The organism is Mycobacterium parascrofulaceum ATCC BAA-614, from assembly GCF_000164135.1.
GTDB classification, from domain to species: domain Bacteria; phylum Actinomycetota; class Actinomycetes; order Mycobacteriales; family Mycobacteriaceae; genus Mycobacterium; species Mycobacterium parascrofulaceum.
Map to the genome: position 1 here is coordinate 166577 of NZ_GG770560.1, position 16788 is coordinate 183364.

12 protein-coding genes are annotated in these 16788 nt (G+C 71.6%); 4 read left to right on the plus strand and 8 right to left on the minus strand.

What is annotated here, in order from left to right:
• Positions 1-5: 5 nt before the first annotated feature.
• The 5 genes from HMPREF0591_RS27045 to HMPREF0591_RS27065 all read right to left on the minus strand — a co-directional run bounded on the left by HMPREF0591_RS27045 (position 6) and on the right by HMPREF0591_RS27065 (position 5746).
• A complete protein-coding gene (locus HMPREF0591_RS27045; protein WP_050790153.1) occupies positions 6-845 on the minus strand; it encodes a shikimate dehydrogenase in 840 nt (279 codons plus the stop codon).
• Positions 823-2064: an endolytic transglycosylase MltG gene (locus tag HMPREF0591_RS27050; protein WP_007171962.1), complete on the minus strand. Its 1242-nt coding sequence runs from the start codon at positions 2062-2064 to the stop codon at positions 823-825. Before HMPREF0591_RS27050 ends, HMPREF0591_RS27045 begins: the two co-directional genes overlap by 23 nt.
• Positions 2057-2566, minus strand: a complete 510-nt coding sequence (gene ruvX, locus HMPREF0591_RS27055) for a Holliday junction resolvase RuvX (RefSeq protein WP_007171963.1) — start codon at positions 2564-2566, stop codon at positions 2057-2059. Before ruvX ends, HMPREF0591_RS27050 begins: the two co-directional genes overlap by 8 nt.
• A complete protein-coding gene (alaS, locus tag HMPREF0591_RS27060) occupies positions 2567-5272 on the minus strand; it encodes an alanine--tRNA ligase (RefSeq protein WP_007171964.1) in 2706 nt (901 codons plus the stop codon).
• A gap of 84 nt (positions 5273-5356) precedes the next feature.
• Positions 5357-5746, minus strand: coding sequence for a secondary thiamine-phosphate synthase enzyme YjbQ (locus HMPREF0591_RS27065; protein WP_170826172.1), 390 nt, complete (start codon positions 5744-5746; stop codon positions 5357-5359).
• A gap of 183 nt (positions 5747-5929) precedes the next feature.
• Between HMPREF0591_RS27065 and HMPREF0591_RS27070 the strand changes: the two genes are divergently transcribed.
• Entirely contained in the window at positions 5930-6553 is a 624-nt protein-coding gene (locus tag HMPREF0591_RS27070) for a hypothetical protein (protein ID WP_040624162.1), read from the plus strand.
• Between the two features lie 197 nt (positions 6554-6750).
• On the opposite strand, the gene HMPREF0591_RS27075 is transcribed toward HMPREF0591_RS27070, so the two are convergent.
• Positions 6751-7086 carry a hypothetical protein gene (locus HMPREF0591_RS27075; protein ID WP_007171967.1) on the minus strand — a complete coding sequence of 112 codons (336 nt, stop codon included), beginning with the start codon at positions 7084-7086 and terminating at the stop codon, positions 6751-6753.
• A gap of 16 nt (positions 7087-7102) precedes the next feature.
• The gene (locus HMPREF0591_RS27080) at positions 7103-8458 is read right to left on the minus strand and encodes a replication-associated recombination protein A (protein WP_007171968.1); all 1356 of its coding nucleotides are present in this window, start codon (positions 8456-8458) and stop codon (positions 7103-7105) included.
• Positions 8459-8549: 91 nt separating this feature from the next.
• Here HMPREF0591_RS27080 and HMPREF0591_RS27085 point away from each other — a divergent pair, with 91 nt between their 5' ends.
• The 3 genes from HMPREF0591_RS27085 (at position 8550) to HMPREF0591_RS27095 (ending at position 15641) form a co-directional block, all read left to right on the plus strand.
• The gene (locus HMPREF0591_RS27085; protein WP_007171969.1) at positions 8550-9500 is read left to right on the plus strand and encodes a hypothetical protein; all 951 of its coding nucleotides are present in this window, start codon (positions 8550-8552) and stop codon (positions 9498-9500) included.
• A gap of 121 nt (positions 9501-9621) precedes the next feature.
• Entirely contained in the window at positions 9622-12942 is a 3321-nt protein-coding gene (locus HMPREF0591_RS27090) for a transglutaminase family protein (RefSeq protein WP_007171970.1), read from the plus strand.
• The gene (locus HMPREF0591_RS27095) at positions 12942-15641 is read left to right on the plus strand and encodes a circularly permuted type 2 ATP-grasp protein (protein ID WP_007171971.1); all 2700 of its coding nucleotides are present in this window, start codon (positions 12942-12944) and stop codon (positions 15639-15641) included. Before HMPREF0591_RS27090 ends, HMPREF0591_RS27095 begins: the two co-directional genes overlap by 1 nt.
• A gap of 30 nt (positions 15642-15671) precedes the next feature.
• Here HMPREF0591_RS27095 and HMPREF0591_RS27100 read toward each other — a convergent pair.
• Positions 15672-16788, minus strand: a 1117-nt coding sequence (locus HMPREF0591_RS27100; protein ID WP_007171972.1) for an HNH endonuclease signature motif containing protein, incomplete at its 5' end; no start/stop codon positions are given.

The following is a 16788-nucleotide window of genomic DNA, read 5'->3' on the forward strand; positions in this document are numbered from 1 at the left end:
GGACGCTAGCCCAGGGCGGCCGCCATCGCCTCTCGCGGCGCCGGGAGCCCTGTGAACAACTCCACCTGGGTGAACGCCTGGTGCAGCAGCATCTGCAGGCCGCTGATCACGCGGCCGCCCGCGGCGGCGACGGCGGCCGCCAGCGGCGTGGGCCACGGGTCGTAGACGGCGTCGAGCAGCACCGGGATGGCCGCCAGGGTGTCCGCGTACCGCGCCGCGACGTCGGCGGGGATCGTGCTGACCAGCACCTCCGCCTCGGCCACCGCGCCGGCCAACTCGTCGCCGTCCAGGTGCACGAACCGCGTCGACACCCCGGCCCCCGCGCCGAGGTCCACCAGCCGGGCCGCCTTGTCCGGGTTGCGGGCGACGACGGCGATGGCGGTGACACCCAGCTCAGCCAGCCCGAGGACGGCCGCCGGGGCGGTGCCGCCCGAGCCGCACACCAGTGCCGGGCCGGCCGCCACCCCTGTCGACGCCAGCGCCCCGCTCACCCCGTCGATGTCGGTGTTGTCGGCCCGCCAGCCCGCCGGCGTGCGGACCAGGGTGTTGGCCGAGCCCACCCGCCCGGCGCGTTCGGTGCGCTCGTCGGCGAAGCGCAGCGCGGCGAACTTGCCCGGCATGGTCACCGACACCCCGACCCATTCGGGGCCGAACCCGCCGACCACGGCGGGCAGCCGCTCGGCGTCGCACTCGATGCGCTCGTAGGTCCAGTCGTGCAGGCCCAGCGCGCGGTAGGCGGCCAGGTGCAGCTGCGGGGACTTCGAGTGGGCGATCGGCTTGCCGAGCACCGCCGCTCTCCGCGCGGCGCCGGGGCGGGGCGCCCTACCGCGCGGAGTCGAGGACACCGTTGCGTTTGGCCAGCTCGATGTTGGCCAGGTGCTGCTGATAATCCTTGGTGAACAGCGTCGTCCCCTGCGCGTCGATCGTGACGAAGTACAACCAGTCGCCGGGCTCGGGATGCTCGGCGGCGTGCAGGGCGTCGACGCCGGGCGAACAGATCGCCGTCGCGGGCAGCCCCTGCGACACGTAGGTGTTCCACGGCGTCTTCTGGGCGCGGTCGGCGTCGGTGGTGGCCACCTCGCGGCGGTCCAGCGGGTAGTTGACCGTCGAGTCGAATTCCAGCGTGTGGTGGGCGTGCAGGCGGTTGTAGATCACCTGCGCCACCTTCGCGAAGTCCTGCGACCTGGATTCCTGCTCCACCAGCGACGCCACCACCAGGATGTCGTAGGGCGACAGGCCCATGGTCTGAGCGGTGTCCACCAGCCCCGACTTCATGTACTCCACCGCGCCCGCGCTGATCAGGGTGGACAGGATCGTCTCGGCGGAGGCGGCGGGGTCGACGTTGAAGGTGCCCGGCGCGATCAGCCCCTCGATCCGGCGATGGTCCCTGCCGAGCTCGGTGAACGGCTCGACGGCCCACGGCGGCACCGCCAGCGCGGCGGGCGTGCTGTTGGTCGCCGCCGCCCGCAGCTCCTCCACCGCGACGCAGTGCTGATTGCCGTCCAGGGTCACGCAGGTGGCGCGCGAGATCAGCGAGAAGATCCCGGGATTGACCTTGTTGGTCTTCATGTCGGTGGTGTCGTCGAGCTGACGGCCTTCCGGGATGACCAGCCGGCCCACCCGGTTCTCCGGGTCGGCCAGCCGCGCGACGGCGTCGGCCGCCGGGATTTCGGTGCGCATCCGGTAGAAGCCGGGCTGGATCGAGGAGATCTTGCTGTTGCCGTGCGCGGCGTTGACGAACGCCCGCACGGTCTTGACCACCTGCTCGTGCTGCAGCGTCTCCCCCACCATGGTGGTGGAGTCGCCGTCCTTGATCTGAATGACGATGTCGCGCTTGCCGTTCCCGGTGTAGTCGTCCCCGGCGCCGAACATCGTGTGCCACAGCTTGGCGCCGACGAAGACGCCCACCAGCACGACGACGGCGACGACCGCGAGCACGACCTTGCCGGCGAACCGCCGGCGGCGAAGCACCCGCTCGGCCCGATTGCGGTTGACCCGGCTCCGTCTGCCCCGGGGGCCGACCGCTTCCGGTTCGGCCCGTTCCCGCCGTCCGCTGTCAACCATCGGCGGGCTCCCCGGCCGTCAGCGTGGCGCGCCGCTGGTCGAGCCAGCTCTGCAGGATGGCCACCGCGGCCGCCTGGTCGATGACCGCCCGCTGCTCCTTGGCGCGGACGCCGGCCGCGCGCAGCGATCGCTGCGCGCTGACGGTGGTCAGGCGCTCGTCGGCCAGTCGCACGGGAGTGGGCGCGAGCCGCTGGGCCAGCGTGTCAGCGAGCTCCATGGCGTCGAGCGCCGACGGACCGGTGCGGTCGGCCAGGGTCCGGGGCAGCCCGACGACCACCTCGACCGCCCCGAGCTCGGCGGCCAGCTCGGCCAGCCGCCGCACGTGCTTGCCGGACCGGTCGCGCCGCACCGTCTCCACGGGCGTGGCCAGGATGCCGTCGGGGTCGCTGCAGGCGACGCCGATGCGCACGCTGCCGACGTCGACGCCCAACCGTCGTCCCCGCCCCGGGTCCTGGTCGGGGTCGCCGGGCCGGTCGGGCAACCGATGCTGTGTGGGGACCACTCAACCGACCCGCGCTATCTCCGAGCGGACCGCCGCGAGCGCCGCGTCGATGCGGCTCGGGTCCTTTCCGGAGCCCTGCGCCAGGTCCGGCTTGCCCCCGCCGCGGCCGTCGACCGTCACGGCGAGCTGCTTGATCAGGTCGTTGGCGCGGATTCCCAGCTCCTGGGCGGCGGGGTTGGCGGCGACCGCGTACGGCACGCTGCCGCCCTCGCCCTCCGCGATCAGCGCCACCACGGCGGGGTCGCTGCCCAGCTTGCCGCGAATGTCGCCCGCCAGGGAGCGCAGGTCACCGGCCGTCATCCCGGCGGACATCCGTTGCGCCACCACACGGACGTTACCGATACGCTCCGCGCCGGCCGCGGCGTTGGCCGCGGCGGCACGCGCGCCCGCCAGCCGCGCGCGTTCGAGTTCCTTCTCGGCGGCCTTGAGCCGCTCCACCAGGCCGGCCACCCGCGCGGGCACCTCGTCGGACGGCACCTTCAGCGACGACGCCAGCCCGGCCATCAGGGCGCGTTCCTTGGCCAGGTGGCGGAACGAGTCGAGCCCGACGTAGGCCTCCACCCGGCGGACCCCGGAACCGACCGACGATTCGCCCAGGATGGTCACCGGCCCGATCTGCGCCGAGTTGTGCACGTGGGTTCCGCCGCAGAGCTCGAGCGAGAACGGCCCGCCGATCTCGACCACCCGAACCTCGTCCGGGTAGGCCTCGCCGAACATCGCCATCGCGCCCATCGCCTTGGCCTTCTCGAGTTGCTCGGTGAACGTGTGCACCTCGAAGTCGGCCTGGACGGCCTGGTTGGTGACCTCTTCGACCTGGGTGCGCTGCTCCTCGGACAGCGGGCCCTGCCAGTTGAAGTCGAACCTCAGGTAGCCGGGGCGGTTCAGCGACCCCGCCTGAACGGCGTTGGGGCCCAGCACCTGTCGCAGCGCGGCGTGCACCATGTGGGTGCCCGAGTGGCCCTGGGTGGCGCCGCGGCGCCATTCCGGGTCGACCGCGGCGACCACGGTGTCACCCTCTACGAATTCCCCGGACTCGACGTTGACGCGATGCACCCAGAGGGTTTTGGCGATCTTCTGCACGTCGGTGACCGCCGCGCGGGCGCTCTCGCCGGCCCCCGTTCCGCTGATGGTGCCCTCGTCGGCGATCTGCCCGCCGGACTCGGCGTAGAGCGGGGTGCGGTCCAGCACCAGCTCGACCTGATGCGCGCCGGCCCCGTCCGGGTGCGCGCCGTGGGTGACGACCGGCACCCGCTTGCCGTCGACGAAGATACCCAGAATCTTTGCCTCGGAGGACAATTCGTCGAAGCCGGTGAATTCGGTGGGTCCGGCGTCGACCAACTCGCGGTAGGCGGTCAGGTCCGCGTGCGCGTGCTTGCGGGCGGCGGCATCCGCCTTGGCCCGGCGGCGCTGCTCGGCCATCAGCTCCCGGAAGCCGATCTCGTCGACCTGCAGGCCGGCCTCGGCGGCCATCTCCAGGGTCAGCTCGATGGGAAAGCCGTAGGTGTCGTGCAGCGTGAAGGCGTCGTTGCCCGAAATCGCCTTGGCGCCCGCGGCTTTGGTGGTGCCGGCCACCTCGTCGAACAGCTTGGAGCCGGCCACCAGGGTGCGGTTGAACGCGGTCTCCTCGGCGACGGCGATGCGCCTGATCCGGCCGAAGTCGGCGACCAGTTCCGGATACGACGGCCCCATCGCGTCGCGCACCGTGGCCATCAAGTCGCCGACGATCGGCCCCTCGATGTCGAGCAGCTTGGCCGACCGGATCACCCGGCGCAGCAGCCGCCGCAGCACGTACCCGCGGCCGTCGTTGCCGGGGGTGACGCCGTCACCGATCAGGATGGCCGCGGTGCGGCTGTGGTCGGCGATCACCCGGTAGCGCACGTCGTCGTCGTGGCGGCCCGCGTCGTAGCCGCGGGGGGCCCGCGCCGCGACGAGATCGATGACCGGCCTCAGCAGGTCGGTCTCGTAGACGTTGTGCACGCCCTGCAGGATGAACGCGACCCGCTCGACGCCCATGCCGGTGTCGATGTTCTTGCGCGGCAACGGGCCCAGGATCTCGAAGTCGGTCTTTCCGGTGCCCTCGCCCCGTTCGTTCTGCATGAACACGAGGTTCCAGATCTCGATGTAGCGGTCTTCGTTGGCGATCGGGCCGCCGCCGACGCCGAACTCTTCCCCGCGGTCGTAGTAGATCTCCGACGACGGTCCGCACGGCCCGGGGATCCCCATCGACCAGTAGTTGTCCTCCATGCCGCGGCGCTGGATCCGCTCGGCCGGCAGGCCGGCGATCTCCTGCCACAGTCGCACGGCCTCGTCGTCGTCGAAATAGACCGTCGTCCAGATCCGGTCGGGGTCCAGGCCGTAGCCGCCCTCGGAGACGCCGTTGGTCAGCAGGGTCCACGCCAGCTCGATGGCCTCGCGTTTGAAGTAGTCGCCGAACGAGAAGTTCCCGGCCATCTGGAAGAACGTGTTGTGCCGGGTGGTGATGCCCACCTCGTCGATGTCGGGCGTGCGGATGCACTTCTGGATGCTGGTGGCCGTCGGGTACGGCGGCGTGCGCGCGCCCAGGAAGTACGGCACGAACTGGACCATGCCCGCGTTGACGAACAACAGGTTGGGGTCGTCGAGGATCACCGATGCGCTCGGCACCTCGGTGTGGCCCGCCGTCACGAAGTGATCAAGAAACCGCTTCCTGATCTCGTGTGTCTGCACTGTTGGGTCCGCTTCTTCCCTGGTTGCTCGTTTGCGTGGACGTCTATCCCAGCCTATTCGCTGGAGTGGTGGGCTCCCGGTCGGCTAACCCTCCAGGAAGCTCAGCCGCACCGAGCGCTGCGGGTTGTCCCGGTTGAGGTCGACCAGCACGATGCTTTGCCAGGTGCCCAGCATCGGCTCGCCGCCCGAGACGGGAACCGTCACCGACGGCGCCACCAGCGCCGGCATCACGTGGTCGGCGCCGTGGCCCGGGGAGCCGTGCGCGTGCCGGTACCGGTCGTCGCGCGGCAGCAGCCTCTCCAGCGTCTCGACCAGGTCGTCGTCGGAGCCGGCCCCGGTCTCGATGATGGCGACCCCGGCCGTCGCGTGCGGGACGAACACGTTGCACAGGCCGTCCCCCCGCGACCAACAGAAGCCCCGCACCGCCTCGGTCAGATCGACGATGCGGCGCCGCGAGGTGTCCACGTCCAGCACGTCGGTATGCATCCGGACAAGCCTACGGCGCGCCCGCGGGCCCCGGTGAAGACCGGCCAGTCGGTGTGAGGCCGGCCACATCGGGGCATTGCGGCGGGCAACGGGCAGGAGGAAGGTAACTGGTGTGCCCCGGTGGCGCCACCGGGGCGCATTGGATATCAGCCCCGACAGAGGAGGTTGGCCGTGTACGCACGCTCTACCACCATCCAGGCGCAACCCTTGTCGGTCGACATCGGGATCGCGCACGTGCGCGATGTCGTCATGCCGGCTCTCATGGAGATCGACGGGTGCGTCGGACTGTCACTGTTGGTCGACCGGCAGTCCGGAACCTGCATCGCCACCAGCTCGTGGGACAGCATCGACGCCATGCGCGCCGGCGCCGAGCGGGTCGCCCCGATCCGCGACCGGGCGGCGCTCATGTTCGACGGCAGCGCCCGCGTCGAGGAGTGGGACATCGCTTTGCTGCACCGCGATCACCGCTCCCGCCCCGGGGCCTGCGTGCGGGCCACCTGGCTCAAGGTGGTACCGGACCAGCTGAACCGATCCGTGGACTTCTACCGCATGTCGGTGCTGCCGGAGATGCGGGATCTCGACGGGTTCTGCAGCGCCAGCCTGCTAGTCGACCACCCCGCGTGCCGGCGGGCGGTGTCCTGCTCGACGTTCGACTCGATGGACGCGATGGCCCGCAACCGCGACCGCGCGACCGAGTTGCGCAGCAGGCGGGTCCGGGAGTTGGGCGCCGAGGTGGTCGACGTGGCCGAGTTCGAGCTGGCGATCGCCCACCTGCGGGTGCCCGAGCTGGTCTGAGGCCCGCGGGCTTCGGCGGCTTTGGCTGCTTTCGCCGCCACCTCGCCGCGAGCGTTGGCCGCCGCCGCCGCCTCGAGCGTCACGTTCGCCGCCGCCGCCGCCTCGAGCGTCACGCCAGCGTGGCGGCGACGGTCGAGCGCCACGCTGGCGTGACGCTCGCGCGCCTGGGGTGGCGTTGGGGCTGCGCTTGGCTGCGCTCAGGGCAGCGCGTCGCCCGGGAACCCGCGACACGGGTGCACCTCGAAGGCGAAGACGCCGCTCGCCACGCCGGGATCCTCGGCCATGATCGCGGCGGTGTCGTCGACCGTGGCCGCGAACACCGCGATCCCGCAGACCTCGGAACCGTCGGCGACCGGCAAGACCACGGCCAGGACGCCGTCGTCGCGCAGGCCGAAGTTGCGCCGGCCGTGCTCCCAGATGACCCCCGGTGACGACTCGTCGCCGAACTTCGGGCCGCGCTTGAGGATCACGACGCTGTATTCGTTGGTGGTGGCCAGCAGCCGGCCCATCTCCTCGTCGGTGAAGGCCTTCATGACCGTCGCCGGCCTCCTATCGCTTCCGGCGGATGATCGCCCGCAACCGTTCCAGCCGACCGGCCATCTCCCGCTCCGCGCCGCGGCCGGTCGGCCGGTAGTAGTCCACGCCCACCAGCTCGTCCGGCGGGTATTGCTGGGCGACGACGCCGTCGGGGTCGTTGTGCGAATACCGGTAGCCCTGCGCGTGGCCGAGCGCCGCCGCGCCGGAATAGTGCCCGTCGCGCAGGTGCGGTGGCACCATGCCCGCCTTGCCCGCCTTGATGTCGTCCATGGCCGCCCCCAGCGCGGTGGTGACGGAGTTCGACTTCGGCGCGGTGGCCAGGTGGATGGTGGCGTGCGCCAGCGTCAGCTGCGCCTCGGGCATCCCGATCAGCGCGACGGTCTGTGCGGCCGCCACCGCGACCTGCAGGGCGCTGGGATCGGCCATGCCGATGTCCTCGCTGGCCAGGATCATCAGCCGGCGCGCGACGAAGCGCGGGTCCTCCCCCGCGACGAGCATGCGGGCCAGGTAGTGCAGCGCGGCGTCGACGTCGGAGCCGCGCACCGACTTGATGAACGCGCTGATGACGTCGTAGTGCTGGTCGCCGTCGCGGTCGTAGCGCACCGCGGCCTTGTCCAGTGACTGCTCGATGGTCTCGACGGTGACCGACTCGGCAGCTGCTTGGGCCGATTCGGAGGCCACCTCCAGCGCGGTCAGCGCCCGCCGCGCGTCGCCGGCGGCCAGCCGCACCAGCAGGTCGACGGCCTCGGGGGTCACCGCGACCCGGCCGCCCAGCCCCCGCGGGTCGTCGATCGCGCGCCGCACCACGGCGCGGATGTCGTCGGCGTCGAGCGGGCGCAACTGCAGGATCAGCGACCGGGACAGCAGCGGCGCCACGACCGAGAACGACGGGTTCTCGGTGGTGGCCGCCACCAGCAGCACCACCCGGTTCTCGACGGCGGACAGCAGCGCGTCCTGCTGGGTCTTGGAAAACCGGTGCACCTCGTCGATGAACAGCACCGTCTGCTCGCCGTTCAACAGGGCCCGGCGCGCCACATCGATGACGGCCCGAACGTCCTTGACCCCGGCCGACAGCGCCGACAGCGCCTCGAACCGGCGCGCGGTGGCCTGCGAGATCAGCGCGGCCAGCGTCGTCTTGCCGCTGCCCGGCGGGCCGTAGAGGATGACCGACGCCATGCCCGAGCCCTCCACCAGGCGGCGCAGCGGCGATCCGGGCGCCAGCAGGTGCTCCTGGCCGACGACCTCGTCCAGCGAGGCCGGCCGCATGCGCACCGCCAACGGCGCGCCGGCCGACACGCCCAGGCCGTGATCGCTCGCCGGCGCCGCGCCGGGCAGGTCAAAAAGACCGTCGGACACGGCTTCAGGCATACCACGAAAACGAATCCGGGCGCCGCCCCGACATCTTTGCTAAGTTCCCGTGTGCGCGTGCCCACAGGTTGAGTCAACAGCTAGGACGGACATGAGCCAGCCTCCCGAATATCCAGGCACCCCGGCCGACCCGCACGGCAGCGAGCACAACCCCCCGGGCTACCCGCCGCCCCCCAGTTACGGCGCTCCGCCGCCGGGCTACGGCGCACCGCCTCCCCCGCCACCCGGCTACGGGCCGCCCCCCGGCTACGGCGCACCGCCTCCCCCGCCACCCGGCTACGGGCCGCCGCCCGGGTACGGCGCCCCGCCCAAGCGCCCGATCATCGTGCTCGACGGGTTCAGCTGGGCGTGGAACACGTTCACCAGGAACGCCGTGGCGTTGATCGTCCCCACCTTGGTCTATGGACTGCTGATCGCGGTCGCCGGCGGGCTGATCACCCTGAGCCAGAACATGACCGCGGGAACGACTTCCGACGATTACGACTTCACCTTCACGACCAACCTGACCGCCCCCGGGTACGGGTTGCTGGCGCTCGGCTACCTGGTCGCCTATGCGGTGAGCGCGTTCGCGCAGGCGGCGTTCCTGTCCGGCTGCCTCGACCTCGCCGACGGCCGCGCGGTGACCATCGGCTCGTTCTTCAGGCCGCGCAACGTCGGGATGGTGTTTCTGGCCGTCCTGCTCGTCGAGGTCCTCACCTCGATCGCGTCGGCGGCGTGCTTCATCCCCGGCCTGGTGCTGGGCATCTTCACCCAGTTCACCGCGCTGTTCGTGATCGATCGCTCGGAGTCGGCCATCAAGGGCTTCACGTCCAGCTTCTCGCTCGCCGGGTCGAATTTCGTCAACGCCCTGCTGCTGTGGCTGATCGTCTTCGCGTCCGCCATCGTCGGGTTCCTGCTGTGCGGCGTCGGCCTGTTGGTGGCGGCCCCGGTCGCGTCGCTGCTGATCGTCTACACCTACCGCAGGCTGAGCGGTGGCCAAGTGGCCCCCGTGCCGCAGCCGGGCTATCAGCCCGGTCCGCCGCCGGGGCCGCAGTCGGCTTAACGACAGGCATAGAGCCGGCGCGTAGCAAGCCGGCGCCGACCACCGGCCGAAGTTACGGCGCTGTAAGCCGGGGCCGCGGTGCGCTGCGGCCGTGTGCCGCCTGTGATGAGATCACCATGTCATGAGCATCAAAGTCGCGCTGGAGCACCGCACCAGCTACACCTTTGACCGGCCGGTCCGGGTGTATCCGCATGTCGTGCGGCTGCGTCCCGCGCCGCATTGCCGCACGCCCGTCGACGCGTACTCGCTGCGCATCGAGCCGGACGAGCACTTCATCAACTGGCAACAGGATGCGGTGGGCAATTTCCTTGCGCGCCTTGTGTTTCCGACCCCCACGCGGCGACTGACGATCACGGTCGGGTTGATCGCCGACCTGAAGGTGATCAACCCGTTCGACTTCTTCATCGAGGACTGGGCCGAGACGTGGCCGGCGCAGGGGTTGACGTACCCCAAGGAGCTCGCCGACGACCTGGAGCCCTACCTGCGGCCCGTCGACGAGGACGGGGACGGTTCGGGCCCGGGCAAGCTGGTGCGGGCGTGGCTCGACAACTTCTCCGTGGCCGACCGCACGCGCACCATCGACCTGCTGGTCGCCCTCAACCGCGCCGTCAACGCCGACGTCGCCTACAGCGTGCGGATGGAGCCCGGCGTCCAGACGCCGGATCACACGCTGCGCACCGGCGTTGGCTCCTGCCGCGACTCGGCGTGGTTGTTGGTGTCGATCCTGCGCCAGCTCGGGCTGGCCGCCCGGTTCGTGTCCGGCTATCTGGTGCAGCTGGCGTCCGACGTGGAGGCGCTGGACGGGCCGTCGGGTCCCGCCGCCGACTTCACCGACCTGCACGCCTGGGCCGAGGTGTACATCCCCGGCGCGGGCTGGATCGGGCTGGACCCGACGTCCGGGCTGTTCGCCGGCGAGGGCCACATCCCGTTGGCGGCCACGCCGCAGCCGGCGTCGGCGGCGCCCATCACCGGCGGCACCGAGCCGTGCGAATCGGTGCTGGAGTTCTCCAACACCGTCACCCGCATCCACGAGGATCCGCGCGTCACGCTGCCCTACACCGACGAGGCGTGGCACACGATCTGCGAGGTCGGCCGCCGCGTCGACGAACGGCTGGCCGCCGCCGACGTGCGGCTGACCATCGGCGGTGAGCCGACGTTCGTGTCGGTGGACGATCAGGTCGCCGAGGAGTGGACCACCGCCGCCGACGGACCGCACAAGCGGCGGCGCGCCTCCGACCTGGCCGCGCGGCTCAAGGCCGCGTGGGCACCGGGCGGCCTGATCCAGCGCGGGCAGGGGCGCTGGTACCCGGGAGAACCCTTGCCGCGCTGGCAGATTGCGTTGTACTGGCGCACCGACGGGCGGCCGCTGTGGACCGACGACACGCTGCTGGCCGACCCCTGGGCGGACGGCTCGGCCCCGGTCGACGGCGACGCGGGTTACCACCTGCTCGCCGGGGTCGCCGACGGCCTGGGGCTGCCGCCTTCCCAGGTGCGGGCGGCCTACGAGGACCCGCTGCACCGGCTGGCGACCAAGGCGCGGCTGCCCGACGGCGACCCGGCGGACCCGGCCGACGATCTCGCCCCGGACACCCCCGACGGCCGCGCCGCCCTGCTGGCCCGGCTCGACGAATCCGTCACGGCGCCGGCGGCTTTCGTGCTTCCGCTGCACCGCCGCGCCGACGGCTTGGGCTGGGCGAGCGCCGACTGGCGGCTGCGCCGCGGCCGAATCGTGTTGCTGCCCGGCGATTCTCCGGCGGGCCTGCGCCTGCCGCTGGACTCCATCAGCTGGCGGCCACCGCGGCCGACGTTCGACGCCGATCCCCAGGCCGCCGGAGAGGGACGGCCGCCGGAGTCGGGCAGCGCGGTCGTCGAGGACCCCGACACCGCGCCGCCCACCGCGATGGTCGCCGAGGTGCGCGGGGGGCTGCTCCACCTCTTCATGCCGCCCACCGAGGCGCTGGAACACTTCGTCGACCTCGTCGCCCGCGTCGAGGCCGCCGCGGCCAAGGCGAGCTGCCCGGTCGTGATCGAGGGCTACGACCCCCCGCCCGACCCGCGGCTGCGCTCGACGACGATCACCCCGGACCCCGGGGTGATCGAGGTGAACGTCGCGCCCACGGCCAGCTTCGCCGAGCAGCGCGAGCAGCTCGAAACGCTCTACGAGCAGGCACGACTGGCGCGCCTTTCGACCGAGTCGTTCGACGTCGACGGCACCCACGGCGGCACCGGCGGCGGCAACCACATCACCTTGGGCGGCGTCACGCCCGCGGACTCCCCGCTACTGCGGCGTCCCGACCTGTTGGTCTCGCTGCTCACGTACTGGCAGCGGCACCCGTCGCTGTCGTATCTGTTCGCCGGCCGGTTCGTCGGCACCACCTCGCAGGCCCCCCGGGTGGACGAGGGCCGCGCCGAGGCGCTCTACGAACTCGAGATCGCGTTCGCCGAGATCATCCGCCTGGCAGGGCCTTTCGGCGGCAACGCCCCGCGGCCGTGGATGATCGACCGCGCGCTGCGCCACCTGCTGACCGATATCACCGGCAACACCCACCGCGCCGAGTTCTGCATCGACAAGCTGTACAGCCCCGACAGCCCCCGCGGCCGGCTCGGCCTGCTGGAGTTGCGCGGGTTCGAGATGCCCCCGCACCTGCGGATGGCGATGGTGCAGTCGCTGCTGGTGCGTTCGCTGGTGGCGTGGTTCTGGGACGAGCCGCTGCGCGCCCCGCTGATCCGCCACGGCGCCAACCTGCATGGCCGATACCTGTTGCCGCACTTCCTAATTCACGACATCGCCGACGTGGCCGCCGACCTGCGCGCGCACGGCATCGCGTTCGAGACCAGCTGGCTGGACCCGTTCACCGAGTTCCGCTTCCCCCGCATCGGCACCGCGGTGTTCGACGGCGTGGAGATCGAGCTGCGCGGCGCGATCGAGCCATGGAACACGCTCGGCGAGGAGGCCACCGCGGCGGGCACCGCCCGCTACGTCGACTCGTCGGTCGAGCGCATCCAGATCCGCATCATCGGCGCCGATCGCCACCGCTACGTGGTGACGGTCAACGGCTACCCGGCGCCGCTGCTGGCCACCGACAATCCCGACATCCACGTCGGCGGGGTGCGGTTCAAGGCGTGGCAGCCGCCGAGCGCGTTGCACCCGACCATCAGCACCGACGTCCCGTTGCAGTTCGAGCTGGTGGATTTGACGACGGGCACGTCGCGCGGCGGCTGCACCTATCACGTCGCGCATCCGGGCGGCCGGGCCTACGACGAGCCGCCCGTGAACGCTGTCGAGGCCGAGGCGCGGCGCGCCCGCCGCTTCGAAGCCACCGGCTTCACCCCCGGCAAGCTCGACCTGTCCGACATTCGCGAGAAACAGGCGCGCATCTTCACCGACATCGGCGCGCCGGGCATCCTCGACCTGCGCCGCGTGCGTACCGTGCAGCGGTAATGGCGTACGCGGACATGACGTTCGGCACCGGCGCGGCCCCGCCGGCCGCGGGTGGCCGCCACGAAGACCGCTACGAAGGCCGCTACGATGCCGACCGGCTGCTGGCCGGGTACCGGGCCGCGCGCGCCCAGGAGGCCCTCTTCGACCTGCGGCACGGTCCGGTCGCGGGCTACGACGAGTTCGTCGACGGGGACGGGAACGTGCGGCCGGCCTGGACTGAGCTGGCCGACACCATCGCGGAGCGCGGCCGGGCTGGGCTCGACCGGCTGCGCTCGGTGGTGCGCGGCCTGATCGACAGCGACGGCATCACCTACACCGACACCTATACCGACGTCGAACCCGGCGGACACGGCCTGGAGCCGCGGCCGTGGATCCTGGACACGCTGCCGATCGTGCTGTCCGCCGCGGAGTGGGAGGTGCTGGAGGCGGGCCTGGTGCAGCGGTCCCGGCTGCTCGACGCGGTGCTCGCCGACCTGTACGGACCGCGCAGCCTGCTCACCGAGGGCATCCTGCCGCCGGAGCTGCTGTTCGCCCATCCCGGATATGTGCGGGCCGCCAACGGCATCGAAGTGCCCGGGCATCACCAGCTCTTCCTGCACGCGTGCGACGTCAGCCGGTTGCCGGACGGCACCTTCGGGGTCAACGCCGACTGGACGCAGGCACCGTCGGGCGCCGGCTACGCGCTGGCCGACCGGCGTGTCGTCGCGCACTCGGTGCCCGACCTGTACGAGCGGATCGTGCCGCGGCCGACGACGCCGTTCGCCCAGGCGCTGCGGCTGGCGCTGATCGACGCCGCACCCGACGACGCGCAGGATCCGGTGGTGGTGGTGCTCAGCCCCGGCATCTTCTCCGAAACCGCTTTCGACCAGGCGTATCTGGCCACGCTGCTGGGCTTTCCGTTGGTGGAGAGCGCGGACCTGGTGGTGCGCGAGGGCAAGTTGTGGATGCGCTCGCTGGGCACCTTGAAACGCGTCGACGTCGTCCTCCGCCGGGTCGACGCCGACTACGCCGACCCGCTCGATCTGCGCGCCGACTCACGGCTGGGCGTGGTCGGCCTGGTGGAGGCGTCTCACCGCGGGACGGTGACCGTGGTCAACACCCTGGGCAGCGGAATCCTGGAAAACCCTGGGCTGCTTCGGTTTTTGCCGCAGCTGTCCGAACGCCTGCGCGGCGAGGAACCGTTGTTGCAGACCGCGCCGGTCCACTGGGGCGGCATCCCCGCCGAACGCTCGCACCTGCTGGCCAATCTTTCCTCGCTTTTGGTGAAGTCCACCATCGGTGGGAAAACCCTTGTCGGCCCGACCCTTTCGTCGCATCAGCTGGCGCAGTTGGCCGCCCGCATCGAGAAGATGCCCTGGCAGTGGATCGGCCAGGAGCTGCCCCAGTTCTCGTCGGCGCCCACCGATCACGCCGGGGTGTTGTCGTCGGCCGCGGTCGGGATCCGGCTGTTCAACGTCGCCCAGCGCAGCGGGTACGCCCCGATGATCGGCGGGGTCGGCTACGTCCTGGCGCCCGGCCCGGCCGCCTACACGCTGCAAACCGTTGCGGCCAAGGATGTTTGGGTGCGACCGACGGAACGCGCGCGCGCCGAGGCGGTGAGCCTGCCGTCGCCCCTGCCCCCGGCGAAGACGGCCGCGGGCACCTGGGGCGTCAGCTCGCCGCGCGTGCTGTCCGACCTGTTCTGGATCGGCCGCTACGGCGAGCGCGCGGAGAACATGGCGCGGCTGCTGCTCGTCGCCCGGGACCGGTTCCACGTCTACCGCCATCAGCAGCACACCGAGGAAAGCGAGTGCGTGCCGGTGCTGATGGCCGCGCTCGGCCGCATCACCGGGACCGACACCGACGGCGACATCGCCGGGGACGGGGATGGGGCCGAGGTCATCGCTGTGGCCCCGTCGACGCTGTGGTCCCTCACCGTGGATCCGGACCGGCCCGGCTCCCTCGTGCAGTCGGTGGAAGGGTTGGCGCTGGCCGCCAGGGCGGTGCGCGACCAGATGTCCAACGACACGTGGATGGTGCTCGCCGGGGTGGAGCGCGCGCTGGCGCAGCGCCGGGAGCCGCCGGACTCCCTCGCCGAGGCGGACGCGGTGCTCGCGTCGGCCCAGGTGCAGACGTTGTCGGGGATGCTGACGCTGTCGGGGGTGGCCGGCGAGTCGATGGTGCGCGACGCGGGCTGGACGATGATGGACATCGGCAAGCGGATCGAACGCGGGCTGTGGCTGACCGCGCTGCTGCGCGCCACGCTGACCGCCGTGCGCCGCACCGCCGCCGAACAGACGATCATCGAGGCGACGCTGGTGGCCTGCGAGTCCTCGGTGATCTACCGGCGCCGCACCGCCGGCAAGGTCAGCGTCGCCGCGGTGGCCGAGCTGATGTTGTTCGACGCGCAGAATCCGCGTTCGCTGCTGTATCAGGTGGAGCGGCTGCGCGCCAACCTCAAGGACCTGCCGGGGGCGTCGGGGTCGTCGCGCCCGGAGCGGCTGGTGGACGAGATCGGCACCCTGCTGCGCCGCTCGCATCCCGCCGAGCTGGAGGCGGTCAGCGCCGAGGGGCTGCGGGCGGAGCTGGACGACCTGCTCGGCTCGGTCCATGCGGGGTTGCGCGAGCTGGCCGAGGTCATCACCACCACGCAGTTGGCGCTGCCGGGTGGCATGCAGCCCCTGTGGGGCCCCGACGTCCGCCGGGTGATGCCGGCCTAGTGGCCTCAACCAGTGCAGTTGCGTTGTGGGTCAATGAGGTTCGTCGCCGTCGTCGTCGCCATCCTCGCGGAGGAATCGTTCGGGGTGGTGGTAGGTGTTGGTTCTTGGTTGGCCGCGATCCAGGTGGGGTGGGGGGATCCATTCGGTTTCGCCGCGGGCGTTGGTGCGGGTGGTCCAGCCTGTTTCGGCGAGGCGGTTGTCGGGTCCGCAGGCCAGGGTGAGGTCGTCGATGTCGGTGCGGCGGGTGGCTTGCCAGCCGCGGACGTGGTGGACCTGGGTGTGGTAGGCGGGTGCGTCGCAGCCCGGTTTGCTACAGCCACGGTCCTTGGCGTACAACATGATTCGCTGTGCCGGGGAGGCCAGGCGTTTGGTGTGATACAGCGCCAGCGGCCGGGCTTGGTCGAAGATCGCCAGATAATGGTGGGCGTGGCCGGCCCAGCGGATCACATCCGACATCGGTACCAGGGTGCCGCCGGCGGTCAGCGCCTTGCCGGCGGCCGCCTCGAGGTCGGCCATGGTGGTGGTGACCACGATCGACACCGGCAGCCCGTTGTGGCAGCCCAGCTCCCCCGAGGCCAGCAGGCCGCGCAGCCCGGCCAGCAGCGCGTCGTGGTTGCGCTGGGCCTGGCTGCGGGCGTCGCGGCGCACCGCGTCGGCGTCCGGTGTGGCGTCGACCACCGGGGTTTGGTCGTCGGGGTTGCAGGCCCCGGGCGCGGCGAGCTTGGCCAGCATGGCCTCGAGGGCGGCGCGCAGCTCCGGGGTGATCAGCCCGCTCAGGCGGGACATGCCGTCGCACTCCTGGGCGCCCAGGGTGATGCCGCGTTTGCGGGCCCGCTCGGCGTCGCTGAATTCCCCGTCGGGGTGCAGCCAATCCATCAGCCGCTGGGCGTATTTGGCCAACTGCTCCGGGCGATAGCCGGCGGCCTTGCCGGCCAGGTCGGCCTCGGCGGCCGCGCGGGTGAGCGCGTCGATTTCAACCGGGAGTTGGGCCAGGAAGCTTCGGATCACGTTGATGTGTCCATCACCGATGAGCCCGGCGCGTTGCCCGGTCGCGGTCGCGCTCAGCTGCGGGGCCAACGGCGCACCGCTTAGCGCACGGCGCGGCCCCAGGTCGTGGGCGTCGGCGATGCGCCGGCCGGCGTCGGCC